The sequence below is a fragment of the Nocardia sp. NBC_01327 genome, assembly GCF_035958815.1.
Lineage (GTDB): Bacteria > Actinomycetota > Actinomycetes > Mycobacteriales > Mycobacteriaceae > Nocardia.
Genome location: NZ_CP108383.1, coordinates 2052400 through 2076615 on the forward strand (window position 1 = coordinate 2052400; position 24216 = coordinate 2076615).

The window sequence follows — 24216 nt, forward strand, 5'->3', positions numbered from 1 at the left end:
GGAGGAACCATCATGGTCGCTCCCACCGCCCCCGCCCGCCCGCGCACCGCCGCGCCCGATGCGGCCGCTCCGGTTCGCATGAACCGCCTCACCGCCGACGACGACCTGTTCCTGAAACTGCACGACCTGTATGGGAACGCACTGGTCAACCAGCTGGCCTGGCGATTCGACCAACCCGTGCATCCCGCTGTGCTGCAACGGTTCCACGCGCATCTGGCACACGGCTTCCTGGCCCGCCGGGTCCGGACGACGGCGGTGCCGTTCGCCCGCCCCTGGTGGGTGCCCGCCGCCGACTCCATCCCACTGGCGCGACAGACCGAGCCGGTCGCCGAAAACGGTGTGCTGGATTGGTTTTTCGCGCAGAGCCAGGTGGATTTCGATCCGCGCACCGGCCGGGTCTGGCGGCTCTCGGCCGCGCCGACCAGTACCGGCGGCATGCTGCTGTCCCTGGTCACCTCCCATGTCGGCGCGGACGGCGGTGCGGTGCTGTACGCGGTCGGCGATGCCATGCACCGCCTCGATATCGGCGCTCCGCTCGATACCGAGACGAGCTCGGGCGGGCTGGTGGGCGGTACACCTCCGGGTCTGTATCGCAGGCATATCGGCGACGCGCTCGGCCAATTGCAAGCTGCGGCACAGGGAGTGCGCGCGGCGGTGGCCACCCGCGCGGTAAAGGAACCCGCGCGCAATACGCGCCCCGCCGAGCCGGCGCTCCCGCTGCCGGATCGGCACTCCGCCGCCGATCTGGTTGTCGAAGTCGGCCTGCCCGAATGGCATTCGGTCGCGGTCATGCACGACGGCACCGCGAACGGTCTGATGATCGGCGTCGCCGTCGGCATGCTCGGCCGCTCCGGCCGCATTACCGACGGCTCGACCATCCGCGTCGACATCCCGCACTCCATGCGCGTGCCCGGCGACCCCCGCGGTAATGCCACCACCGGTCTGCCCATCGCCGTGCTCTACCGCGCCGGTGAGCTCACCGATCTCGCGGAGGTGCGTGTGGCCGTGAAACGGGCCGCCCGCGCCTACGCCGATCCGGCCACCACGCCCGCGCTGCAACACCTGCAGCCGGTGCAGATGATGCTGCCGCGTTTTGTGCTCGACCGCTTCTCCCGCACCGCCAAGGCCCCCGAATGCCTGTGCACCAACCTCGGCGAAACCGGTCGCGCGGTGGCCACCCTCGGTGATGTGCGCGCCCGCTCGGTGCTCATGCGACCGGTGGTCTGCACCAATGACACCGAGCTGTTCCGCCGCGTGGAGGTCGGTCTCAACCTGTCCTGGTCCAGCGACGGCGACACCGTCACGCTGGCCATCACCGGTGCGGACCCGGACCGCTTCCCGACCAGGGAGTCCCTGCGTGAGTGCGTGGCGGCGGAATTCAGGGCTTGGGGGCTGCACCCGACGTTCTGGTCGTAGCGGCAAATCCTCGGTATATGTGTGTAGGTACATATCGATTGTTAAGTTTCTTCGGGTAGCATCGCCGGGAACCTCAGTCGAATATGTGCCTACACACATCCCTGCCCAGGAGGAACATCTCGTGCGCACCATCGCGGGCATCACCGCCGTACTGGCGATCGCCGGCTTCACCCAGGCGGGTACGGCCGCCGCGGCGCCGCAGGCCGCCACACCGCTGGACACTCTCACCGCCTGCGCGACCCACGCTGATGCGCCGGTGCTGCTGATCCACGGCACCAATGCCTCGGTGGAGAAGAGTCTCGGCCCCGTGCGGCAGGCGCTGCTCGATGACGGCCGCTGCGTCTACGGCCTCGAATACGACTCCCAGCAACCGATTTCGGTGTCGGCCGACTACTTCGCCGCGGCGGTGGATCGCATCACCGAGCTGAACGGCGCGAGTTCCGTCGATGTCGTCGGTAAATCGCAGGGCGCCTTGATCGCCCGGGCGACCAGCCTGGAATTCACTGCCCGCCCGGTGAATCCGGTGCGCGCGGTGGTCGCCGTCAGCGGCCCGCAATACGGTGTCGGCAAGACCGTGGCCGGGGTCGATATCGCGCCGCTGGTCGCCCCCGTCATACCGCCGAACACCTCGGCGCTGACCGATATGCTCGCCGGTTCCGCCTATCTGACCAGGCTCAACAGCGGTCCGATGGTTGCGCCCGGCGTGCGCTACACCATGATCGCCAGCCGGGACGACGAGCTGGTGACGCCCTACACCTCGGCCTTCATCGATGCGCCCGGTGTCACCAATATCGTGCTTCAGGACGGCTGCCCTGATGATCACGCGGGACATATCGCCGAGTCCACCGACCCCCGATCCGTCGATCTGGTGCTCAATGCCCTCGATCCGGTGCGGCATCCCGCTCTGCGCTGCACCCCGAACGAGGATCGGAAGTAGCCCATGCGCGAGAACATCAGCCGTCGGGCCTTCACCCTGGGCGTGCTGGGCGGGGCCGCGCTGTACACCGTGGCTCGTACCGCGCCCGCCGGATCGGCAGCGACGCCGTATCGGTTGACCTCCGATACCGCTGCGCGCACGGTCGATCGAGACTTCTTCGGCGTCAACGGCGCTCGCATCATTTCAGCCGAGAATGCCCGGCAGTGGCACGATCCCGCCTTCCTGGACGCGCTCGCCGCGGTCGGGCCGGGCCTGGTGCGTGTGCAGGGTGGCACCACCTCGCAGTGGATCGATTGGCGCACAGGTCTTTTCCAGCAGCAGTCGGGCCACGATTTCGCCAGCAATGACGGCCGCCCGCCGCTGCTGCTCACCGATTGGGCGGAGATCCTCCGGCGCACCGGCGCCACACCGATTTTCGACCTGAACGTGCTGAACTCCACCGTCGACGACCAGTTGGCCATGCTGCGGGAGGCCCAGCGGCTCGGTCTGCCGGTGCGCTATGTCGAACTGGGCAATGAACTCTGGGTTCCGCTGCCGGAGTACGTCGCGGCCTTCCCGACCGGTGCGGACTACGCCCGGATCATGAACGACTGGATCGTGGCCATTCGCGGGGAGTTCCCGCAGGCCCGGATCGCGGTGGCGGCGGTCGACGACTCCTCACCGATCGCACTGGCGAGCCCGCGCTTGAAATCGTGGAATCGTCTGCTGTACCAGACGATTCGCGGCGCGGACGCCGTGGTGTTCCACCCGTACTGGATCGTCGATCCGGTCGCGGCCGATATCGGCTCGACCGCCGGCGGTGGCGTGGTGGCGTGGACGCAACTCATGCAGCGGGCACTGTCGCAGGTGCCGTCCGGACTGGAGGTCTGGTACACCGAGTACAACCAGATGGGCCGCGAAGCCTCACCGCCGCTGGACCGCCTGCCGAAGGTGCGGCAGACCTGGGCGGTGGGTCTGAGCGTGGCCTCGTTCACGCTGCGCGCGCTCGCGGATCCTCGAACCCGCATGGCCGTCCTGCACTGCGCGCTCAATGGTGCGCCGGCCGCCGACACCGGCGGCGGGGGAACCACCAATCAGGCTCTGCACGCGCTGATTTCGGATGGATCGAACGGTTCCGAGCGGTACGGCCGCACCGCGCTGAACTTCGCGCTGACGCCGATCTACCACTGCATGGCGGACGGCACCCAGGTCCGCGCACTGCACCTCGATCCCGGCATCGAGGCGCCGGCAGCGCTGCTCATGCCGGTGTACGCCGGTGCGGCGGAGGCATTCACGGGGGTCGAGCTGTCCACGGCCGGACGAACCACCGGCATTCTGATCAATGCCTCGGATCGGTCGCTGCGAATCACGCTGCTGCCCAGCTTGATCGGTGCACAGGACGTGTCCGTCTACTCGGCGGCTCCGACCGCGGCCCCCGCCTTCGTCCCGGGCGACACCGTATCCGAGTCCAGGGCAGCGGCTTCCGCCGATATCGAGCTGCCGCCGTACTCGCTGGCGGTGCTCCGTACGGCGTGAATCGGCCCTCGGGTGTCGATCAGTCTTCGGGGCGATTCTCGAAATCGGCGAGGGTGACCTGCAGCCAGCCGATATAGGAGGCGGTGGAGGCGCGCCCCTGCTCGTGCGCCGCCCGCAGGACCTGGCCGGTCCAGCCGGCGTCGATCTCGCCGATGGGTGCGAGCGCACCCTCGAGCTCACCGACCCGGGTCGGGGTGCGCACCTGGGCCAGCCGATAGTCGAGCTCGGTGCGCAGCACAGCGATCGCCGTGTCGCGCCCGAGCATTCCGGCGAATATGAACCGCAGCATGAAGTCGGGGTCCATCGGCCGCGGCGCCGGTTCGTACGGGCTCCGCGCCCAGTCGAGATGGGCCTGCCGACCGGCTTCGGTCAGCCGATACACCTTGGCATCGGGTTTACCGGCCCGGGCGTCCACGTCGAATTCGACCAGTCCGCGATCGACGAGTTTGCCGAGCGTGCGATAGACCTGCGGCAGCGAGACCCGGTAGCCGATGAAGCGCCCCGGACCGTCCATCCACTTGCCGAGGTCATAACCCGAGAGCGGGCGCAGGCTCAGCATGCCCAGGATGAGGATGTCCAGCATGAACTCACCCTATGTGCTCGCGCAGCTATCACCGTGATGTCCGTTGCGGTGCGGGGAGTTACCGCAGCGGCTCCCGCTGTTGACGGCCCGCCAATGTAGATGTAACCATGGGGAACAGTTAGTTGAGTCACTCCTGAGAGGCCCTGACAATGGCGTCAGCACCCGTAAAAGCCGATCCCACGGTCGAACTCGCACAGCAGTATGCCGAGAAGGTGCTGCTGCTGTCGCAGGGCTCGGTCGACAAGCACTTCGATCCTTTCACCGATATCGATTGGGACAGCCCCGATTTCGCGGTGGACGCGCGTGACCGCCGCTGGATTCTGCCCGAGGCCGGGGATATGTTCGCCCGGCATCCCTGGTATCAGGCCCTGTCCGAGGCTCGCAAGATCGAGATCGGGCTGTGGCGCCAGGCCAATATTGCCAAGGTGGGCCTGCAGTTCGAGACGCTGCTCATCGGCGGCATGGTGCAGCACACCTTCAAGCTGGCCAATGGTGATCCCGAATTCCGCTACTGCACCCACGAGGTCATCGAGGAGTGCAACCACACCCTGATGTTCCAGGAGATGGTGAACCGCATCGGGATCGATGTGCCGGGGATGGGGCCGATCCTCAAACGGCTCACCTATGTGGTGCCGCCGCTGGCGTCGATCTTCCCGAATCTGTTCTTCATGGCGGTGCTGTCGGGTGAGGAGCCGATCGACCACATCCAGAAGTCCATCCTCCGCGCCGGCGAGCAGGTGCATCCGATCATGCGCGGTGTCATGGCGATTCATATCGCCGAGGAGGCGCGGCATATCTCCTTCGCGCACGAGTTCCTCGAACACCATGTGCCGCAGACGAATCCGCTGGAGAAGCTGGTGCTCTCGCTGGCCTTCCCGATCGTCATGTGGATCGGCGGCCGGGCGATCATCATTCCGCCGCGCGCGTTCTTCCGGGAGTTCGGCATTCCGGCGCAGGTGCGCAAGGAGGTGTTCTTCGGATCATCCGACTCCAAGGAGACCTTCGCGGGGTACTTCGGGGATGTGCGGGCGCTGGCCAAGCGCATCGGCCTGATGAATCCGGTGTCCAAGACGGTGTGGAGGGTGCTCGGCATCGGCGGTTCGACCACGCGTTATCGCTCGGAACCGGACCGTACCCGGGCAGAGTAGACGTTACTCGCAATAACACGTAAACTCGTGGCACCCGGACGACGGAGCCCGGGGCGAGAACAGACGAAACGGGTACCTCAATGACGCGGCATGTCGACGTACTGATCATCGGCGCTGGCCTGTCCGGAATCGGCATGGCCTGCCATCTGACCAGGGAGAACACGGGTCGCAGCTACCTGATTCTCGAGCGTCGCACCGCGATCGGCGGTACCTGGGATCTGTTCAAGTACCCGGGCATTCGCTCCGACTCCGATATGTACACCTTCGGCTACGGCTTCCGGCCCTGGATCGGCACCAAGGTGCTCGCCGACGGCCCGCACATCCGCCAGTACGTCGAGGACACCGCCGCCGAATACGGGGTCACCGACCACATTCGTTTCGGCCGCAAGATGACCACCGCGAGCTGGAACAGCGAAGCCGGCGTCTGGACCGTCGAAGCGCTCGATGAGAGCACCGGTCAGGCCGAGACCTACACCGCCAATTTCCTGGTCGGCTGCACCGGTTACTACGACTACGACAAGGGCTACCGGCCCGAGTTCCCCGGCGAGGACAAGTTCACCGGTCAGATCGTGCACCCGCAGCACTGGCCCGAGGATCTCGACTACACCGGCAAGCGCGTGGTGGTCATCGGCAGCGGCGCGACCGCCATCACGCTGATTCCCGCCATGAGCGATAAGGCCGCGCATGTCACCATGCTGCAGCGCTCGCCCACCTACATTGCCGCGCTGCCCGCCAACGACCCGGTCGCCGTCGGCCTGAAGTTCGCGAAAGTGCCTGCCGCCATTGCCTACAAGGCGGGCCGTGCCCGCAATATCGCGTTGCAGCGGGCCAGCTACCAGCTCTCGCGCACCAATCCGGCGGCCTCGCGCAAGCTGATGCTCGCCATGGTGCGCGCGCAGATCGGCTCCGGAATCGATATGCGGCACTTCACCCCGTCCTACAACCCGTGGGATCAGCGGCTGTGCGTGGTGCCCAACGGTGATCTGTTCAAGGTGCTGCGCAGCGGTAAGGCCTCCATCGCCACCGATCACATCGACACCTTCACCGAGACCGGCATTCGCCTGAAGTCCGGCGAGGAGCTGCCCGCCGATATCATCGTGAGCGCGACCGGCCTGCAGGTGCAGATGCTGGGCGGGGCCACCCTCGAGGTGGACGGCGAGAGCCTGCAGACCCGAGATCTGGTGGCGTACAAGGGCGCACTGCTCAGCAATGTCCCCAACCTCATGGTCATCCTGGGCTACACCAATGCCTCCTGGACCCTGAAGGCCGACCTGGCCGCCGAGTACTTCTGCCGCCTGCTCAACCATATGAAGGCCGAGGGTTACACCGAGGTCGTGGCGATTCCCGAGGAGGGCGACCGCTCCGAGGCCTCGCTCATGGGCGGCGCGCTGACCTCCGGCTACATCCAGCGCGGTGACGGCGTCATGCCTCGCCAGGGCACCCGCGGCCCGTGGCTGGTCATCAACAATTACTTCCGCGACCGCACCATGCTGCGCAAGGGCGCCATCGAGGACGGCATCCTGCGCTTCCGTCGCGGCGCCCGCAAGGCCGTGGGTGTCCCGGCCGAATCCCGTTCCGCCTGAGCGGACTTCGAGTACCGCACCAGCCGCCGGTAGGGCCGATCAGGCCCTACCGGCGGCTGTCTGTGGTCGGCAGCGGCACTGACGCGAATGGCAGTGCTCGGGCCCGGCCGGGGGTGTGTCGGTGGCGACAGTGTGGTGCGGCGCCGGGATGCAGACGTTCTGCCGACTGCGCAGCAGGTCGCGCTGTGCCATCCGAATCGCCAGCTGCAGCACGACTTCCCGGAGCGTGACGCCCAGTTCGGCCGCCCGGAAGGCGGCCAGTTCGAGTGCCAGCTCCCCGTCGGCGAGCTCCGGATCGCTCAGGATCTCGTCGAGCACCATGCCGCTGACGGCCTGCTCCAGGGTGAGGCTGCGGTCCGGCAGCCAGCTCAGAACCCACTCGTCTTCGGAAGTTGTTGACCGGAGCGCGATTTCGGGAGTCACATCACTGGTGATCAACCACGTGGTGAGTGCGAGGGCCATGGGTGCGAACACCTCCTCGGGGGGAGCTGCAGCCACTCGGTTGCGACTGCGGGCGGTGCGGTCGGAGCTCTGTTCGAAAGTGACTGTGCCCCAATGCTAGGCGATGACACGTTTGAGTAGAAGCGAGTTTTCGTGCTGGATAGCGATATTTCAAATCGTGATTTGCCTGAAAAATATCATGGAGATCAGCAAGTATCGAGGATGTGCTCATAAATACGCGTTATCGCCTGAATTCGGAGTGGTTCTGAGCCGAATCACGGCACAGATGACTGCCGTTCAGCGTTGAAGTAGGCGCTGCCGGAGTCGGTTTCGATCTTTGCAAGACTGCAAATCGAAAACTCTCTCGACTTGCGTGGCACACATGACACATCGTGCTTAGGATGGGTGCCGCATGGCACGTGTGGGCTCAGCAGCACGGCAACACGATGGGAGACACCGCATGTCTCGCTCCGCCGCGGACGGCGAGCAGATCGGCAAGCAGGTCCGGCGACTCCGCAAGGAACGCGATCTCACGCAATTGCAGCTCGCCGACCAGGTGGGCTGCTCGCGCAGCCTGGTACAGCAGATCGAAAACGGCACTCGCATACCGCCTCTCGCGCTACGCGAGCGGTTGAGCTCGGTGCTGGGCGAGCGGCTGCCCACCACGGGCAACGAGACCGAGGCCGATGTCGCCAACAGCGATCTGCGCATGCGGTTCAATATCCTGCTCGGCAAGGACCCCGCGGCGGTCGAACGGGTGCTGGCGATCGCCCAGAGCCTCGTCGACGCCTCGGCCGCGCGCGAGGAGGTCGCACCGCTGCGTGATATCGCCGAACGGCAACTCGAACGCGCCGAAGAGGTTTTGACACAGATACCTTCGGGCAGCGCCACGGTGTGGGAGTGGAACACCATCAATGACTGGCTCACCGTGCTGAGCCGCGCGTCGCGGGCGATCTGTGCCATTCACACCGCGGACCTGGGCACCATCGGCGGCGATCTGGGCGACGAGTACCACAGCGCCATCCTGCGATTGGCCGCCGGCGGGATCGTGGTGCGCCGGCTCTATGTCCTCGACGAGATCGCCGATGTGGTGGCCTACGAGGACAAGATCTGGCAGCAGGTCAAGGCCGGGGTGGAGACCGTCCTGGTGAACCGGCTGCACGCCAGCAATGCGCAGAGCATGCTCATCGTGGACGAGAGTTATGTGACCACAGGCGAATACGACTACGCCCGGCGCGAGCGCGTCGCGACGCGATTCTCCGCGCTCAAGCACGATGTGCGGTTCGCGCAGAGCCGGTTCGACAAGCTCTACGCGCTCACCGGCGGCGGCCTGGCGCTCGTGGTGAACGAGGTCATGGCGCAGCCGGCGCTGGCGCGGTTCCAGCGGCTCGGGGAGGCGGACTGCCGCCCGCTGTTCCGTGCGGCGCTGGCGCAGGCGTGGAACGACGGCATGGTCGATTCGGCCGAAGGCGCGCCCCGGTGACCGACGCCGCAGCCGTACTGTGCCCGGATCCGGTGCACATGACGAACCGCTCGGACGAGCGCAAGAAGTTCGCTCGCGCCTATCTCGGTGCGGAGCCCTGGTTTCCGGGCACCGCGGGCCGGACCTATCGCGGTGTCATCGACGCCTATCACGGCGAGACCGGACTGCGGATGGACGCGGACACGGTCGCGGCCTTGAACACCGCATGGCTCGAGGTCATGACCCGCACCCAGCCGGACGAGTATCGGGACGGGCTGCTCTACGACAAGCGGCAGCCGCTGATTCTCCGGAAACTGGCGGCGGAGCAGCTTTTTCAGCGCCTGTCCGCACCGGCTCCGGGCGTACCCGGCCTCCGGGTCGATCCGGGCGAGGTCATCGTGTGCCCGTACTCGAGCACCGTTCTGCTCGAGGAGGCGATCGCGACCATCGCGCGACCGGGCGGTGTGCTGGTGTGCCCGGAGGGCTACTACAAGAGCGCCAGCGTGCACGTCGCCAAGTACGGGCTGCGCATGGTGTCGAGCCCGGCGACCGCGGACGATTCGTTCAAGGTGGATCCGGCCGCGCTCGAACGCTGCCTGCAAGAGCATGCGCGCCAGGGGAATCTGTGCGGTGTCATGCTCACGCTGCCCGGCAATCCGGTGGTCGCGGAGTACACCGTCGCGGAACTGACCGAGATCGGCCGGGTCCTGGTCGCCGCCGAGGTGCCGATCATCTGCGATATGTCCTTCGATCTGCTGGTGGAGGACCATCTGCCGATCGCCGCGCTGTCGGTGCCCACGCCGGACGGCCCGGTGCGGCTCTATGATCGTGTGCTCAGCATTACCGGTAACTCCAAGGCCTACAACGCCTTCGGGCCGTGCAAACTCGGTGCGGCCTGCACCGGGAACACCGGGTGGCTGGACGAGATCCGGGACCGGTTGCGGGTGTCGTTCCAGCGGGAGACCACCCATCTGGCCCGTGCCACCATCGAGCACACCACCGGTGAGCTGCTGGCGCGCAACCGCACCCTGCTGCGCGGCCAGGTGGATGCGGCCTGTGCGCTGGTGCGCGCGGTCAATGCCCGGTTCGGCGCCGAACTGATCCGCCCGCTCGGCAGTCGGCAGGGCATGTTCCTCACCGTCGAATTCGAGCCGGGACTGATGGCCGCCGCGGGCGTGCGCACCAGTTCGGAGCTGGAGGACCTGCTGCTCACCGTGGCCGGAATCGACTGTGTCGCTTTGGATCGCACTGGTTCCCGGCGGCTGGGTGTGCGGCTCAATGTGGCGGCGCCGCGCTACGGTGCCGGTCAGGAGGAGGACGCGCCCCAGCTGCTGGCCGAGCTCTTCGACCGGATGGAATACCTGCTCGGACGGCTGCGCACCGGTATGTCCTACGGAGATGCCCTGCTGGAGCGCCGAATTCCCGCCATCCCCGTCGCGTCATGATCGTCGGAGTGCCACGGGAGACGGCCGCGCACGAACTGCGCGTCGCGCTGACACCCGACGATGTGGCGGAGTTGTCGCGCCGCGAAGTGCGCGTACTGGTGGAACAGGGCGCGGGCTGGGCGGCCGACTTCACCGATGCGGCCTACCGGGACGCCGGAGCCTGCATCGTGCCGGGGCCGGAACAGGTTTTCGCGGCCGATGTCATCGCGTGGGTGAAACCCCCTGTGTACAACCTGGATTCGATGCCGCTGCGCCGGGGCCAGTCGCTGGTGGGTTTCCAGGATCCGATTCACCGGCAGGCCCGGATCGCCGCACTGGATGACCGCGGTGTGAGATCGATTGCCTTCGAGCGCATTCCGTCCGGAAGCGGCTCGGCGCAGCCCGATCCGCTGTCGGCCATGAGCCGAATCGCCGGTGACGTCGCCTATCGCACGGGTCGCGCGCTATTGCCGGAGCGGGTGCGGCAGCGCCGGGTCAGGGCATTGATCGTCGGTTGTGGCCACGCCGGTCTCGCGGCGATCACCGCGGCGGTGGGCCAGGGTGACCGGCCGCCGACGGCGATCGGTAGCCGGGCCGAGCAGGAAGAGGCGGCGATCGACTCCGGTGCGGGCGCCTTCCTGCTGCGGCCCGATCCGGCCGCGATTGCCGCCTTCATCTCCGAGGCCGACCCGGAGCTGATCATCTGCGCCGCCGGACATCGTGGCGATTCCGCGCCGCTCCTGATCGATCAGGAGGCCCTCGACGCGCTGACGGCGGGGGCGGTCGTTGTCGATCTCACCGCCAAGGCCGGTGGCAATTGCATTGCGACCGAGGCGAATACCACGGTGCGGCTGGCCGGAGACGTGCAGGTGGTGCACCGTTCCAACTTTCCGGCCGAGCGCCCGCACACCGCCAGTCGCGCCTACGGCGCCGCGACCGCCGCCGCCATCCTGGGATTGACGACCCACTCCGGATAGGCCGGAAACGAGCCAGTTTCGGAGTCGGTGGATCTTTTCCGCCGGGTGCAAGGCTCGCAGAATGGCGTCATGACGATCGTTCGCACTCCGGCGCCGTTCGCGGCCACCGTCCCGGAGGCGTTCGCGCCCTCGGTGATCTTTCTCAATGCGGCGGGCCACGGCCTGACGCCGAAGTCGGTCGCCGCCGCGGTCGAGGCGGCCGAGCGGCAGCGGGTGACCGGCGAATTCGACAGTGTGGCCGTCGATTCGGCCGTCCACGACTGCCGGGTCGCGTTCGGCGGGCTGACCGGGTTCGACGCCCGGCAGATCGCGATCGGGGCGCAGGTCTCGGCACTGGTCGGCCTGGTGGCGGAGAGCCTGCCGCCGGGCGCGAAAGTCATTGTGCCCGAGGGTGAATTCACCTCGGTGCTATGGCCGTTCCTGGCGCGGCGGGACCTCGAGGTCCGTACGGCGCCGCTGTCCGAGCTGGCCGCCGCGATCCGTCCCGGGGATGCGGTGGTGGCCGCGGCCGTGGTCCAGTCGGCCGACGGGGGCGTGCTGGATGTGCCCGCGGTGGTCGATGCCGCGCACGCGTCCGGCGCCCGGGTGCTGCTCGATGTCAGTCAGGCCGCGGGCTGGTTTCCGGTGCGGGACACCGCAGCCGACTGGATCGTGAGCGTGGGCTTCAAATGGCTGCTGGGTCCGAAGGGCACCGCCTTCCTGGCCGGGACCGATGCGGCACTGGACACCCTGCGGCCGCTCGCCGCGGGCTGGTACGCCGGGGACGATCCGTGGACGTCGGTCTACGAACCGGTCCTCGGTCTGGCTGCGGACGCCCGCCGATTCGATGTGTCACCGGTGTGGTCCGCATGGCTTGGGCAGGTGCCCGCGCTGGATCTTGTGCAGTCCCTCGGGATCGAGAATATTCAGCGGCACAATGTGGCGCTCACCAATCGCCTGCGCACGGGACTCGGCCTGCCCGAGTCGAATTCGGCCATCGTCTCGGTCGAGGCCACACCCGAGGCATTACAGCGATTGAGCGCGGCGGGGATTGTCGGAGCAATCCGCGCGGGTCGACTGCGGCTGGCGTGCCACCTGTACAACACGGAGGCCGAGATCGACCGCACACTGGATGTGCTCATCGGATAGGCGGATTGCGCCGCCGCAGGACTCAGGCGGGTTGGAAGCCCGCTCCCACACCGTTGTTCGCGTCGACGGCGGCGCGGATGGCGTCCCATGACACCGCGACAACGGGGGAGTGCACGGGATTCGCCGATGAGGTACAGCTGAAGCGGAGCGCCCGGGTGTCGCTGATCAGGACGCTGGAGACCAGGCCCACCAGGCGATCGTCGACGGTCAGCGGGCCGCCGGAGTCTCCGTAGCTGGAGCAGGCCTGATCGATGAATCCCCCTGGGCCGGAAGACCATACGACTCCGCAGGCCCGGCCGCTGGTACGGCCGTTCTGGCACACCACATCCCAGGCGGAAGGAACGCCGCCCACGCCGGCGATGGTGGTGCCGCCGACGGAGCTCATCGGGACAACGGCGCTGGGGTCGAATTCGATTACGGCGTAATCGAGTTGCGGATCGGAGCTGGCGACCCGGCCGACCACGCCCGCATCGGGAAACTGTTCCCCGGATACCGCGGTACCGGCGTCACCGCAGTGCCCGGCGGTGAACCCGACCAATCGCCCGGCCCCGTCGTACCCGATCGTCGTCAAACTGCACTTGGTGGACCGGCCCAGTACGATCCCGGACCCGCCGCCCAGTGCTGCCTGCGTATCGCCGGGATCGGCCTGCGCCTCGGCCGCCGGGACCGCGGACAGACCCAGGGTGGCGACCACTGCGGCAGGGACTACCCACCTGCGAAACTCGAGCATCTGGAACCATCCGTCCGTCTCGACATACTCTGCATTCGGGGTATTAGCCCCCAGTTTGCCATTTCAAACGGCGAACGGTGTATTCCGCTCGTCACGCTGCGGTCAGCGGAGCCAGAGCGCGCGCTGCGCCGCGAACGGGTCGGTCTGCACGCGGGGTGAATCGGACCAGATCATGGTTTCGCGCTTATCGAGGGTGTAGCGCGGCCAGCCGGCGCCGGGATCGGAGGTCGTGACGAAGGAAACCCAGCTCTTGTGGACGGCATCGGCGAGAGCCTGGGGCGGATTGTCGCCGGCCACGGCCGTGACGCCCTGGGCGCGCAGGCAATCGAAGGCGAAGGGCACATCCAGGCAGTGGAACGAAGTGCCCTTGTACTCGGGAGCCGTTGATTCCCAGGTGAATTCGTAGAGCCAGGTCGGCTGGTTGCGGGTGGCACGGTCCTCGGCGACGCGGTAGGCGGGTGCGCGCAGCAGCAGATCACTCTGGGCCTGACCGAGGAGCTGGGGGGCGGCGTCACCGGGGTAGGCGGTGCGGAAACCATCGATATCGGTGGCGGGCAGGCCCATGGCGGCGAAGGCGGCGGGCAGGGCGGCATCGGTGATCGGCTGATCGCGGGTCATACCGTTGAACTCGTCGCGGGTGAAGCCGAGCAGCAGTGGAACATTGGTCGCGCCACCGGATTTCAGCAGATCCGTCGAGGACAGCGGAATGAGGGTGCCGTCCACGAAAGGGGCCAGACCGAGGGCGGGCACGGTCTCACTGCCCGGTCCGACGGCGCGCAGCTTGTCCTCGAGATCCTGGATCTGAGCGCCGGTGAGATCGTGCAGTGCGGCGGCGGTCGCGGGGAGGCCGGTGCGCTTGGTGAACAGGTCCGCGACGGCCGCTCCGTCCGCCCGGGCATTCGGCTGCGAGAGTGCGCCCGACTCCGAAATGCCCGCGTGGAAAAGGCCTTTCGCGGAGGGTGCGGCCATGAGCGCCCACACCGCGCCGCCGCCGGCGGACTGACCCGCGACGGTCACCCGGCCCGGATCGCCGCCGAAGGCCGCGATATTGTCCCGAACCCAGGTCAGCGCCGCGATCCAGTCGAGGACCGCGCGATTATCGGGTGCGCCCTCCAGATGCAGGAAGCCCTCGATGCCGAGCCGGTAGCCGACGGACACCACCACCACACCGTCGCGATTGAACGAAGCGCCGTCGTACCACGGGCTGGCCGCACTGCCCGCGACGAAGCCACCGCCGTGAATCCACACCAGCACAGGCAGTTTGGCGTCCTTGCCGGGGCTTGGGGTGAAGACATTGAGGTTCAGGACGCCGTCACCCGGAATGGACGGCTCGGGGATCGCGGTCACCTCGGTGAGGGATTTGCGCTGCGCGGTGGGTCCGTATGCGGTGCAATCGCGGACCTCGTGCCACGGGGTGGGCGGTACCGGTGCGGCGAATCGCAGATCACCCACGGGCGGCTGGGCGTACGGGATGCCCAGGTAGGCGGTGCCGGTATCGCGGCGTACGCCATTGACCGGGCCGTAGGTGGTGGTGACGGTGCCGGAGTCGCCCTTGCTGTCGGATTTTGTGGTCGAACACGCGGTGGCCAGGGCCAGTACGCCCGCCCCCAGCAGTAGTGAGCGACGTCCGAGCTGCGGTGTGAGCATGGCTAACCTCTGGTCCCGAATATAAGTCAACGGTTGAAATAAATCATGGCCAGCATAATGTCGACTCGTGGACCACGCACACACGGGCGGCCCGAACGATTCCGCCGCCGTCTCACCGAGCGACTCCGCCGCAGTTCGCCGCCGCAATCTGGGGCTGGTGCTGCGGCATATCGCCGCGCACGGTCCCTGCGCGCGCACCGAGGTCGCGACGGCCACCGGACTCGCGCACGGCTCGGTCACGACACTGGTCGGCGACCTGGTGGAACGCGGCCTGGTGGGTGAGGACACCGCCCTCCGCAGCGGCGGCCGCGGCCGGCCCGGACGCCCGCTGCGACTCGCGCCCCGCCGCGCGCTGTCGGTGGCGGTGCAGATCAGCTCGGAGCAACTGCGCGTGGTGGTCGCGGACCTCGCGGGTGCGGTCATCTGGCGTGCGGCTGCGCCGCACAACTGCGCACCGGGCACGCCCGAGGCCATGGCGGACGTGGTGGCTGCGGTGGTACGTCGTGCCGAACTGGCGACCGCCACATCGAATGCCGCAGTGGCAGCTGCGAAGCGCGGAGGGGAGCACGAGGCCATCGCGTCGGCGGATGCGCTCTCGGATGCGGCCGCCGTCGCTGACGCTGCGCACGGAACGGCTGAGGCCATCGCTGCGGCGGCCGACTCTGTGCTTGTGCGTGTGGTGATCGCCATGGCCGGGCCGGTGCGGGACGATGCCGCGCAGACCGTGGTGATGGCTCCGGATTTCGGCTGGCTGCAACCGGTTCGGCTGGGGGAGCTGGTGGCCGCGCGGCTGCCGGGTATGGACTGTCCGGTGGAGGTGATCAATGACGGCAATGCGGCGGCGTTCGCGGAGTTTCACGCCCGGCCGCGGCAGCGCGGGCTGGTGCTCATCGAGGCGGGGACGGGGATCGGCGGCGGTGTGGTGCTGGATGGCCGCATTCAGATCGGCAGCCACGGTATCGCCGGTGAACCCGGGCATATGCCGGTCGCGCTGGACGGTCCGCGGTGCGTCTGCGGTGCGCACGGGTGTCTGGTGCTCTATGCCGGGCCCGAGGCCGTCCTTACCGCCGCGGGCCTGGGTGAACTGCTGATTCGAGAGGGCTTGCACGCCACCTCGACTCGATTGGTCGAGGCGCTGGGAGCCGCCGACGCACCGGCGGTAGCGGCCGTCCGCACCGCCGGGCAGGCGCTGGGCGCGGTGATTCTGTCGGTCACCGCCCTGCTCGATGTCGACGAGATCGTGCTGGGCGGCCTGCTCGCGCACTGGTTCCCCTGGCTGGCCCCGACCATCGAGCAGCAGCTCGCCGGTCGCCGTGCCCTCGCCCCGGCTCTGCGGCTGACCATCGCCCCGGCTGTGCTGGGGGAGGACGCCATGCTGCTCGGCGCGATCGAATTCGCCAGGCGCACTGTGCTTTCCGATCCCGCGTCGGTACCGCTGCTCCCATTGGCGACCCGGGCCTGACGCCGGGGCCGGGAACCCCGAATTTCCGTCACGGGAAACTCGCCGCAGATTCGCTGAAACGACTGTCCGGGATGGTTTTATAGCGGCATGGACTTGCGCCAGGACCTGCGAAGCACAGTCGGCGACCTGATGCCCGAGCTGAAGGACCTGCTGAAGCAGCTGGTCGCCATTCCCTCCATCGCCTTCCCGGACTATCCCAAGGAGAACGTGCAGCGGGCGCACGATCTCATTGCCGAGGAATTGCGGAAGTCCGGCGTCGGCGATATTCAGGTGCTGAATCTGCCGGATACCTCCCCGGTCATCTACGCCCGCATTCCGCCTCCGCCGGGCGCACCGACCGTCCTGCTCTACGGGCACTACGACGTGCAGCCCTCCGGCGACGAAAGTCTCTGGAACACACCGCCGTTCACCCCGACCGAGAAGGACGGCGCCATCTACGGCCGCGGCGCGGCCGACTGCAAATCCAATGTGGTCGCGCATATCGGCGCGCTGCGGGCCTACGGCGGTAAACCGCCGGTCGGCGTCACCCTCGTCATCGAGGGCCAGGAGGAGTTCGGGTCGGGCTTCGACGATTATCCGGCCGAGAAGCCGGAGCTGTTCCAGGCCGATGCCCTGCTCATCTGCGATGCCGGCAATATTCGCGCGGGCGCCCCCACCCTGGTGACCGCACTGCGCGGGGTCGCCGATGTCTTCGTCGAGGTCCGCACGCTGGCGGCTCCGGTGCACTCCGGCCAATTCGGCGGTGCGGCACCGGATGCGCTGCTCGCGCTCATGGCCGGACTGGCCACACTGCACGATGCCGAGGGCAATGTTGCGGTCGAGGGTCTGCGCCGGGACACGTGGACCGGAGCGAACTACACGGATGAGGAATTCGCCGAAATCACCGGCATGGCACCGGGAATGCCGCTGCTGGGCACCGGGCCGATCGGTGAGCGCATCTGGTACGGGCCCGCCATCACCGTCATCGGACTGGACGCACCACCGGTGAAAACCGCTGCCTCCGCGGTGATTCCGTACGCCAAGGCCTATCTGAACGTGCGCGTGCATCCCGAACAGGATCCGGCCGAGGGGCAGCGCGCCGTCATCGAGCACCTGAGGAAGGTCAAGCCCTACGGCATCGAACTGACGGTCACCGGCGGTGATGTCGGTTCCGGATTCGCCGCGGGCACAACCGGTCCCGCCTATGCCGCCATGCGCGAGGCCATGGGAAAGTCCTGGAATACCGAGGTGGTCGATTCCGCCATGGGCGGCTCCATCCCGCTCACCAATTCCATGGCAGCGGCCAATCCGGCCGCCGAGGTGATCATGATCGGCGCCGAGGATTCCAACTGCAATATGCACGGCTTCAATGAGCGCGTACTGCTGAGCGAACTGGCCAATGTGGCGCTCGCGGAGGCGGAATTCTTCCAACTGTTCGCGAACAGGATGCGCAAATGAGCGAAACCACGGCGACCGCCGATCCGGAGTCCGAGCCGAAACCCGCTCAGCACCGCAAGAAGCGGGGCTTCCCCTCCACCTATACGATCCTCGCCGGTGTCACCGTCGCGGTGTGGCTGGCGGCCTTCGTGATTCCGCCGGGCGCGTACCGGGTGGATGACAAGGGACACACCATTGCCGGGTCGTATCACCGGATCGAGGGTGCGAAGGGTTTCACGGCGCGGCTGCGCGATCTGTTCCTCGCGCCGATCAACGGCCTCTACGGCATTCAGGACCCCAAGACCGGCCAGGTCGCGCCCGACATGTCCGGCTCGCTCTACGGCGCGGCCGCGGTGTTCCTGTTCGTGCTGGCCGTCGGCGCCTTCATCACCGTCGCCTTCGCGACCGGCGCGCTGGACAGCGGTATCGGGCGGCTGGCCTACAAGCTGCGCAGCCGGTCCTTTCTGCTCATCGTCGGCATCATGGTGGTCTTCGCCGTCGCGGGCACGGTGGAGGGCTTTGCCGAGGAGACCCTGGGCTTCTATGCGCTGCTGGTGCCGCTGATGCTGGCCCTGGGCTACGACCGCATGACCGCGGTCGGCGCCATCATCTGCGGTGCGGGCGTCGGCGTCATGTGCTCGACCGTCAATCCTTTCGCGACCGGCACCGCCTCCTCGGCCGCCGGGGTCCCGATCGGCGACGGCATTGTGCTGCGCCTGGCCATGCTGGTGGTGCTCACCCTCGTCACGGTCGCGTATGTGCTCTGGTACGCGCGCCGGGTGAAGACGGACCCGGACAAGTCCTGGTCGGGCTGGCTGCCGGGCGACCGTGAGGTGAAAGCCGAAGAGCACGAACCGGATCCGATGACCCGCCGTCAGGTCGCGGTGCTCTGGATGGTCGGCCTCACCTTCGCGTTCATGATCTTCGCCATCATTCCGTGGGCGACCGTGATCAACGGCCCGGACGCGAAATCCTTTCCGTGGGAATTGGATTGGTACTTCCCGGAGCTCACCGCGCTGTTCCTGGTCGGTGCGGTGGTGGTGGGCCTGATCGGCGGGTTGGGCGAGGGCAGGATGTCCGAGGCGATCGGGAAGGGCTTCGGCGACTTCGTGGGTGCGGGCATCGTGATCGTGCTCGCCCGCGGCGTCACCGTGATCATGAACAACACCCAGATCACCAGCACCGTGCTGCATGCCCTGGAGGGCGTGGTGACCGGCACCTCCTCGGCGGTGTTCGCGGTCGCGGTGTTCCTGGTGAATATCCCGCTGGCCTTCCTGATCCCCTCCACGTCCGGGCATGCCACGCTGGCCATGCCGATCATGGCTCCGCTCGCCGATTTCGCGAATGTGCCACGCTCCCTGGTGGTTACGGCCTGGCAGTCGGCCTCGGGCTGGGCCAATCTGGTCACGCCCACCACCGCGGTGGTCACCGGTGGCATCGCACTGGCGAAGGTGCGCTACGACCGCTACGTGAAGTTCGTGGTGCCGCTCATGGTGATTCTCTTCGTGCTCACCTGTGCGTTCCTCGCCGTGGCGGCCTGGATCGGCTGAGTGGGCGGTCCGGTATCAGGCGCCGATGAGGTTGCGCCACACCAATTCCAGATGGGCGGCCATATCCAGGCTCGGGTCGATCAGCCAGCGCGATTGCAAGCCGTCGGAGAGGGCGAAGAAGGTGGTGGCGGCGGCATCGGCGTCGATATGGGCGGGCAGGGCGCCGGCCTCCCGCATATCGCGCAGCGACTGCGAAAACGCCGCGGTGCCTCGGCGGTACCGTTCCTTCATGTAGGCGTGGGCCGGATGACGCGGATCGGCCGCGGCCGCCTGCATATGGGTGAAGAGCTCGATCAGGCCGGGCACCTGGGCATTTCGTCGAATCACGGCGATGTAGGCCGCCGGATCGGGAGCGCGCAGCGCGACCATATCGGCCTCGTCGCGCTTGCGCAGGACGGCGACGAAGAGCTCTTCCTTCGTGCCGAAGTAGTGCAGCAGTCCGCCCTGGCTCAGTCCGACCGCCTCGGCCAACTCGGCGACGGAGGTGGCCAGGAACCCGCGCTCCGCAATGGTGCGCAGTGCTGCCTCGAGAATCTGCTCCCGCCGTTCGATGCCCTTGCCGTAGGGCCCCCGTTTCGCCACGGATCGAGTCTAGAGCTCGATCATTGCTTTCTTGCACCCCAAAACCGAGCGATGTACGGTTTTCACAGCGGCCCTCGCCGCGAACAGCGAAGGAGAAACCGGTCCCGATGCGATTCCGTCCCCGAGCTCTTGTTCCCGCAGCTCTCGTCGCCGCCAGCCTGGTCCTGGCCGCACCCGGGGCCTACGCCCGCCCCGACGCGCCCGCCCAGGTCGCGCCGCTCGGGCCCGATTTCCTCTGGGGTGTGGCGGCCTCCGGCTTCCAGTCCGAGGGCCACGCGCCCGACAGCAACTGGTCCCGGTACGTGGCGCAGGGCAAGACCGATGACCCGTACCGCGACTCGGTCGACTTCTTCGATCGCTACGCCTCCGATATCGATCTGGCCGCCGGCCTCGGCGTGAAGGTCTACCGGATCAGCATCGAGTGGGCGCGCGTGCAGCCGCAGCCCGGTGTGTGGTCGGAGGACGGACTGCGCTTCTACGACAGTGTGATCGGGAAGATCACGGCCGCCGGTATGCGGCCCATGATCACCCTGGACCACTGGGTGTTCCCGGGCTGGGAGGTCGATCGCGGCGGCTGGCACAACCCCGGCATGGTCGATGACTGGCTGGCCAATGCCCGCACCGTCGTGGATCGCTATGCGCACGACAATCCGCTGTGGGTGACCTTCAACGAGCCCACCTTCTACGGGCTCAACGAACTGCGCCACGGTGGGCTTCCGGCCACCGACGTGCCGGGTATGCAGGATCGAATCGCGCAGGCGCACAATGCCATCTACGACCACATCCACCAGGTGCAGCCCGGCGCCATGGTGACCAGCAATGTCGCGTACTTCCCCGGCGCCGACGATGCGGTCAACGGTCCGTTCATCGCCAAGATCGCCGCGAAGATCGATTACGTCGGCATCGACTACTACTACGGCATGTCGCCGGACACCGTCACCTCGATGGTGCAGAACTTCAGCCAGCTGTGGAACAATCCGCTGCAGCCGGAGGGCATCTACTATGCGCTGCAGCACTATTCGCGCCAGTTCCCCGGTAAGCCGCTGTACATCGTGGAGAACGGCATGCCCACCGAGAACGGCAAGCCCCGTGCCGACGGTTACGCTCGCGCCGACGACCTGCGCGACACTGTCTACTGGATCCAGCGCGCCAAGGCCGACGGAATGAACGTCATCGGCTACAACTACTGGAGCCTCACCGATAATTACGAATGGGGCTCCTACACACCGCGATTCGGCCTCTACACCGTCGATGTGCTGACTGATCCCACCCTCACCCGTCAGCCCACCGACGCCGTCCCGGCCTACACCGCCATCACCCACGACGGCGGCGTCCCGGCTGATTATCGCCCGACCCGCAACCCGCAGCCCTGCTCGCTGGTCGATGCCCTCTCCAGCTGCACCGATCCGGTGACCGTGCCGCGCTGATCGGTGCCCGTCAGCGCAGCGCCGGAATCACTTCCCGCTCGAACAGTTCGATACCCGAGGTGTCATAGGCCAGTTCGGGGAAGTAGTGGATGGCGTAGGAGAGGCCGAGAGCCTTGGTGCGGCTGAGCTTTTCGACGACCTGCTCCGGGGTGCCGACGGCCGGGCTGCTGCGGAAGAGGTTGTCCACGTGGCCCTTCGCCGTCTCGGCGCCGAGGATCGGGGTGAAGCGATCCTGCAGGGCGGCGAGGCGGTCCCGCACCTCGGCCTCGGTGGCGCCGATGACCGTATTGAAGTTCGAACTGCGGGTGATGGCATCGAAATCGGTGCCGACCGCGGCACAGTGGCCGCGCAGCAGTTCGGACTTGTGCGCGAATTCGGCCGGATCCCCGGAGAAGTTGGTGTACTGCGCGTACTTCGCCGCAATGCGCAGTGTCACCTTCTCACCGCCACCCGCGATCCAGATCGGAATGCCGCCCTCCTGCAACGGAAGTGGGCGGACAATGGCGCCGTCGACCTGGTAGTGCTTACCGTCGAGCGTGACCGACCCCTCGGTCCAGGCCTGCTTGAAGATCTGCACACCCTCGTCCAGCCGGCCCAGACGCTCACCGGCGGGCGGGAATCCATAGCCGTAGGCGCGCCATTCGTGCTCGTACCAGCCGCCGCCGATGCCCATTTCGAGGCGTCCGCCGGAGATCAGATCCACCGTCGCCGCCACCTTGGCCAGATAGGCCGGATTGCGGTAGCTGATGGCGGTGCACATCTGCCCCAGCCGAATTCGCGAGGTGCTGGCGGCGAAGGCCGACATCAGCGTCCAAGCCTCGTGGGTGGCCTCCTCGGTGGGCTCCGGCACGGTGTGGAAGTGGTCGTACACCCAGACCGACTCCCAGGCCTCCGTCGCATCGGCGCGCAGGGCGAGGTCGCGCATCACGCCCCACTGCTGCGCCGGGTCGATGCCGACCAGGTCGAGCCGCCAGCCCTGGGGAATGAAATGGCCGAAGCGCACGAGTGACTCCTCCGTTTGATCTTGGTCTGCGAATACCGCGCACCACTGTTCCCGCTCCACGGCGGATGGGCAACCATTCGGCGCTGGGCGCGCCTAATGCTGGTGTCCGGGTCGTCCCGAAACCGGGAGATGTCGTCCGGGGACGAACTAGAATTCTGCGGCAGCGATCATCCCGTGTTCGCACGTCTAGGGGAGGGAGCTCGACTGTGGGCTCAATACAGTTGAAGGCGCCGGACGGGCCCGTCGAGGCCCACCTGGAAACGCCTGCCGGCGACGGACCGTGGCCGGGGGTGGTGGTCCTGCACGACATGGTCGGAGTCCACACCGCGATGCGCGAGACCACCCGGATGCTGGCTGACAACGGCTATCTGGCCCTCGCCCCGAACCTGTTCTCCCGCGGCGCGGTCCGGTGTGTGCCGAGCATGATCCGGGACCTGATGTTCAGCGGTAAGGGCGCGACGGTGCGCGATATTCTCGCCGCCCGCGACCAGCTCACCGCGGATCCGAACTGCACGGGCAAGATCGCGGTGGTGGGTTTCTGCCTCGGTGGCGGGTTCGCCCTGCTGGTCGCGCCCGAGGGCTTCGATGCCGCGGCCCCGTTCTACCCGGCCGGTCGTGCCAAATATGAAGAAGTTCTGCGCGGCGCGTGCCCCGTGGTCGCCAGTTACGGTTCGCGCGATCCGCAGAATATCGGCGGCGGTACCAAGCTCGAGCATGCGCTCACCGACCTCGGCATCGAGCACGATGTGAAGACCTATCCGGGTGTCGGGCACTCCTTCGCCGACCACCATCCCGGCCAGCCGCTGGTCCGCGTACTGGGCCTCGGCTACGACGAGGACGCCACCCGCGATGCCTGGTCGCGCATCTTCGCCTTCTTCGACACCCATCTGTCACCCGGCGACCAGCCCGGCGGACCGAACGCGTAACCGGCCCAGTCCCGAATCCTCCTGCTGGAGCGCAGGTCTCGCCAGAGCGCGCCGAATTCGTAGTACTGCAGGGTGAATACGCTGGTGCTCTCGATATTCTTGGTCAAACCGTAGGTGGGCCGGAAGGTTTCGGCGCGGAAGGTGCCGAACAGCCGGTCCCACAGAATGAAGATGCCGCCGTAATTGCGGTCCAGGTATTCCGCATCGCTGGCGTGATGCACCCGGTGGTGCGAGGGCGTATTGAAGACGAACTCGAACCAGCGCGGCAGCTTCCCGATGGTCTCGGTATGCACCCAGAACTGGTAGATCAGATTGCAGGACCACGCCGTGAACACCATCCACGGCGGCACGCCCAGCAGTGGCAGCGGAATCCACGCCAGCAGTTCGAACCACGGATTCCACTTCTGCCGCAGGGCCGTCGCGTAATTGAAGTACCGGCTGTTGTGGTGCACCTGATGCGCCGCCCACACCACCCGAACCCGGTGTGACGTGCGGTGATACCCGTACCACAGCAGATCCACCGCCAGCATCACACCGATCCAGCTGAGCGGGTTGCGCGGATCGATATGCCAGGGCGCGTGCACATAGAGCACCGCGTACCCGATCAGCGCGACGAACTTGGCCGCCCCGCTGACGAACACCGATACCGCGCCCATGACCAGGCTGTTGCGCGCATCGCCCTTCTCGTAGCCCGCCCGCTCCTCGCCGTGCGCGCGCAGCGAGAGGATCTCGACGACCAGGGCGAGCACGAAGAACGGGATCGCATACGTCACGGGTTGATTGATCTGGTCCCACAGGTCCACGGCGACCGCTCCACTCCCGCGCCGATGCCCGCGCACTCACTACATCTGCACCGACT

General features: G+C 67.2%; 21 protein-coding genes. 14 read left to right on the forward strand and 7 right to left on the reverse strand.

All coding sequences use genetic code 11. The features are described from left to right. Positions 1–12 precede the first annotated feature (12 nt). The 3 genes from OG326_RS08915 (at position 13) to OG326_RS08925 (ending at position 3868) form a co-directional block, all read left to right on the forward strand. Positions 13–1416, forward strand: a complete 1404-nt coding sequence (locus OG326_RS08915) for a hypothetical protein (protein ID WP_327144126.1) — start codon at positions 13–15, stop codon at positions 1414–1416. 121 nt (positions 1417–1537) lie between these two features. Next, positions 1538–2353, forward strand: coding sequence for an alpha/beta fold hydrolase (locus OG326_RS08920; RefSeq protein WP_327144127.1), 816 nt, complete (start codon positions 1538–1540; stop codon positions 2351–2353). 3 nt (positions 2354–2356) lie between these two features. Continuing rightward, positions 2357–3868: a hypothetical protein gene (locus OG326_RS08925; protein WP_327144128.1), complete on the forward strand. Its 1512-nt coding sequence runs from the start codon at positions 2357–2359 to the stop codon at positions 3866–3868. A gap of 19 nt (positions 3869–3887) precedes the next feature. Here the strand turns inward: OG326_RS08925 and OG326_RS08930 are convergent, their stop codons facing one another. Then, positions 3888–4451 (reverse strand): PadR family transcriptional regulator, encoded by a 564-nt coding sequence (locus OG326_RS08930; RefSeq protein WP_327144129.1) that lies wholly within the window; start codon positions 4449–4451, stop codon positions 3888–3890. A gap of 149 nt (positions 4452–4600) precedes the next feature. On the opposite strand from OG326_RS08930, the gene OG326_RS08935 reads away from it, so the two are divergent. Both OG326_RS08935 and OG326_RS08940 read left to right on the forward strand, forming a co-directional pair. Next, positions 4601–5599 (forward strand): AurF N-oxygenase family protein, encoded by a 999-nt coding sequence (locus OG326_RS08935; protein WP_327144130.1) that lies wholly within the window; start codon positions 4601–4603, stop codon positions 5597–5599. 80 nt (positions 5600–5679) lie between these two features. Further along, positions 5680–7182, forward strand: a complete 1503-nt coding sequence (locus tag OG326_RS08940; protein ID WP_327144132.1) for a flavin-containing monooxygenase — start codon at positions 5680–5682, stop codon at positions 7180–7182. A gap of 39 nt (positions 7183–7221) precedes the next feature. Here the strand turns inward: OG326_RS08940 and OG326_RS08945 are convergent, their stop codons facing one another. After that, positions 7222–7644 carry a hypothetical protein gene (locus OG326_RS08945; protein WP_327144133.1) on the reverse strand — a complete coding sequence of 141 codons (423 nt, stop codon included), beginning with the start codon at positions 7642–7644 and terminating at the stop codon, positions 7222–7224. Between the two features lie 439 nt (positions 7645–8083). Here OG326_RS08945 and OG326_RS08950 point away from each other — a divergent pair, with 439 nt between their 5' ends. The 4 genes from OG326_RS08950 (at position 8084) to OG326_RS08965 (ending at position 12614) form a co-directional block, all read left to right on the forward strand. Further along, positions 8084–9106: a helix-turn-helix transcriptional regulator gene (locus tag OG326_RS08950; protein WP_327144134.1), complete on the forward strand. Its 1023-nt coding sequence runs from the start codon at positions 8084–8086 to the stop codon at positions 9104–9106. Next, positions 9103–10530 (forward strand): pyridoxal phosphate-dependent aminotransferase, encoded by a 1428-nt coding sequence (locus OG326_RS08955; RefSeq protein ID WP_327144135.1) that lies wholly within the window; start codon positions 9103–9105, stop codon positions 10528–10530. The genes OG326_RS08950 and OG326_RS08955 overlap by 4 nt, the downstream gene beginning before the upstream one ends. A gap of 8 nt (positions 10531–10538) precedes the next feature. Beyond that, complete coding sequence (locus OG326_RS08960) at positions 10539–11486, forward strand: hypothetical protein (RefSeq protein WP_327144136.1); 948 nt, start codon at positions 10539–10541, stop codon at positions 11484–11486. 69 nt (positions 11487–11555) lie between these two features. Next, positions 11556–12614, forward strand: a complete 1059-nt coding sequence (locus OG326_RS08965) for an aminotransferase class V-fold PLP-dependent enzyme (RefSeq protein WP_327144137.1) — start codon at positions 11556–11558, stop codon at positions 12612–12614. A gap of 22 nt (positions 12615–12636) precedes the next feature. Here OG326_RS08965 and OG326_RS08970 read toward each other — a convergent pair whose 3' ends face one another. Both OG326_RS08970 and OG326_RS08975 read right to left on the reverse strand, forming a co-directional pair. Continuing rightward, positions 12637–13344 carry a hypothetical protein gene (locus OG326_RS08970; RefSeq protein ID WP_327144138.1) on the reverse strand — a complete coding sequence of 236 codons (708 nt, stop codon included), beginning with the start codon at positions 13342–13344 and terminating at the stop codon, positions 12637–12639. 102 nt (positions 13345–13446) lie between these two features. After that, on the reverse strand, positions 13447–14991 hold the full coding sequence (locus OG326_RS08975; protein WP_327144139.1) for a carboxylesterase/lipase family protein: 1545 nt from the start codon (positions 14989–14991) through the stop codon (positions 13447–13449). A 67-nt stretch (positions 14992–15058) separates the two neighbouring features. Here OG326_RS08975 and OG326_RS08980 point away from each other — a divergent pair, with 67 nt between their 5' ends. From OG326_RS08980 to OG326_RS08990, 3 genes are all read left to right on the forward strand, one after another. Beyond that, complete coding sequence (locus tag OG326_RS08980) at positions 15059–16453, forward strand: ROK family transcriptional regulator (protein WP_327144140.1); 1395 nt, start codon at positions 15059–15061, stop codon at positions 16451–16453. 87 nt (positions 16454–16540) lie between these two features. After that, entirely contained in the window at positions 16541–17890 is a 1350-nt protein-coding gene (locus tag OG326_RS08985; protein ID WP_327144141.1) for a M20/M25/M40 family metallo-hydrolase, read from the forward strand. Further along, positions 17887–19419, forward strand: a complete 1533-nt coding sequence (locus OG326_RS08990; RefSeq protein ID WP_327144142.1) for a YfcC family protein — start codon at positions 17887–17889, stop codon at positions 19417–19419. Before OG326_RS08985 ends, OG326_RS08990 begins: the two co-directional genes overlap by 4 nt. Positions 19420–19434: 15 nt before the next feature. On the opposite strand, the gene OG326_RS08995 is transcribed toward OG326_RS08990, so the two are convergent. Further along, entirely contained in the window at positions 19435–20001 is a 567-nt protein-coding gene (locus tag OG326_RS08995) for a TetR/AcrR family transcriptional regulator (RefSeq protein WP_327144143.1), read from the reverse strand. A gap of 107 nt (positions 20002–20108) precedes the next feature. On the opposite strand from OG326_RS08995, the gene OG326_RS09000 reads away from it, so the two are divergent. Beyond that, on the forward strand, positions 20109–21428 hold the full coding sequence (locus OG326_RS09000; RefSeq protein WP_327144144.1) for a family 1 glycosylhydrolase: 1320 nt from the start codon (positions 20109–20111) through the stop codon (positions 21426–21428). Between the two features lie 10 nt (positions 21429–21438). Here the strand turns inward: OG326_RS09000 and OG326_RS09005 are convergent, their stop codons facing one another. After that, positions 21439–22431 (reverse strand): LLM class F420-dependent oxidoreductase, encoded by a 993-nt coding sequence (locus OG326_RS09005; RefSeq protein ID WP_327144145.1) that lies wholly within the window; start codon positions 22429–22431, stop codon positions 21439–21441. Positions 22432–22637: 206 nt separating this feature from the next. Between OG326_RS09005 and OG326_RS09010 the strand changes: the two genes are divergently transcribed. After that, on the forward strand, positions 22638–23357 hold the full coding sequence (locus OG326_RS09010; RefSeq protein ID WP_327144146.1) for a dienelactone hydrolase family protein: 720 nt from the start codon (positions 22638–22640) through the stop codon (positions 23355–23357). Here OG326_RS09010 and OG326_RS09015 read toward each other — a convergent pair. Continuing rightward, positions 23258–24160: a sterol desaturase family protein gene (locus OG326_RS09015; protein ID WP_327144147.1), complete on the reverse strand. Its 903-nt coding sequence runs from the start codon at positions 24158–24160 to the stop codon at positions 23258–23260. The genes OG326_RS09010 and OG326_RS09015 overlap by 100 nt on opposite strands. Positions 24161–24216: the final 56 nt, after the last annotated feature.

Excerpts from the sequence above, each read along its gene's own strand:
- OG326_RS08915 (WP_327144126.1), top strand. The coding sequence starts at position 13 with ATGGTCGCTCCCACCGCCCCCGCCCGCCCGCGCACCGCCGCGCCCGAT.
- OG326_RS08975 (WP_327144139.1), bottom strand. The coding sequence starts at position 14,991 with ATGCTCACACCGCAGCTCGGACGTCGCTCACTACTGCTGGGGGCGGGC.
- OG326_RS08950 (WP_327144134.1), top strand. The coding sequence starts at position 8,084 with ATGTCTCGCTCCGCCGCGGACGGCGAGCAGATCGGCAAGCAGGTCCGG.
- OG326_RS08935 (WP_327144130.1), top strand. The coding sequence starts at position 4,601 with ATGGCGTCAGCACCCGTAAAAGCCGATCCCACGGTCGAACTCGCACAG.
- OG326_RS08985 (WP_327144141.1), top strand. The coding sequence starts at position 16,541 with ATGGACTTGCGCCAGGACCTGCGAAGCACAGTCGGCGACCTGATGCCC.
- OG326_RS08930 (WP_327144129.1), bottom strand. The coding sequence starts at position 4,451 with ATGCTGGACATCCTCATCCTGGGCATGCTGAGCCTGCGCCCGCTCTCG.
- OG326_RS08945 (WP_327144133.1), bottom strand. The coding sequence starts at position 7,644 with ATGGCCCTCGCACTCACCACGTGGTTGATCACCAGTGATGTGACTCCC.
- OG326_RS08990 (WP_327144142.1), top strand. The coding sequence starts at position 17,887 with ATGAGCGAAACCACGGCGACCGCCGATCCGGAGTCCGAGCCGAAACCC.
- OG326_RS09000 (WP_327144144.1), top strand. The coding sequence starts at position 20,109 with ATGCGATTCCGTCCCCGAGCTCTTGTTCCCGCAGCTCTCGTCGCCGCC.
- OG326_RS08965 (WP_327144137.1), top strand. The coding sequence starts at position 11,556 with ATGACGATCGTTCGCACTCCGGCGCCGTTCGCGGCCACCGTCCCGGAG.
- OG326_RS08940 (WP_327144132.1), top strand. The coding sequence starts at position 5,680 with ATGACGCGGCATGTCGACGTACTGATCATCGGCGCTGGCCTGTCCGGA.
- OG326_RS08970 (WP_327144138.1), bottom strand. The coding sequence starts at position 13,344 with ATGCTCGAGTTTCGCAGGTGGGTAGTCCCTGCCGCAGTGGTCGCCACC.
- OG326_RS08925 (WP_327144128.1), top strand. The coding sequence starts at position 2,357 with ATGCGCGAGAACATCAGCCGTCGGGCCTTCACCCTGGGCGTGCTGGGC.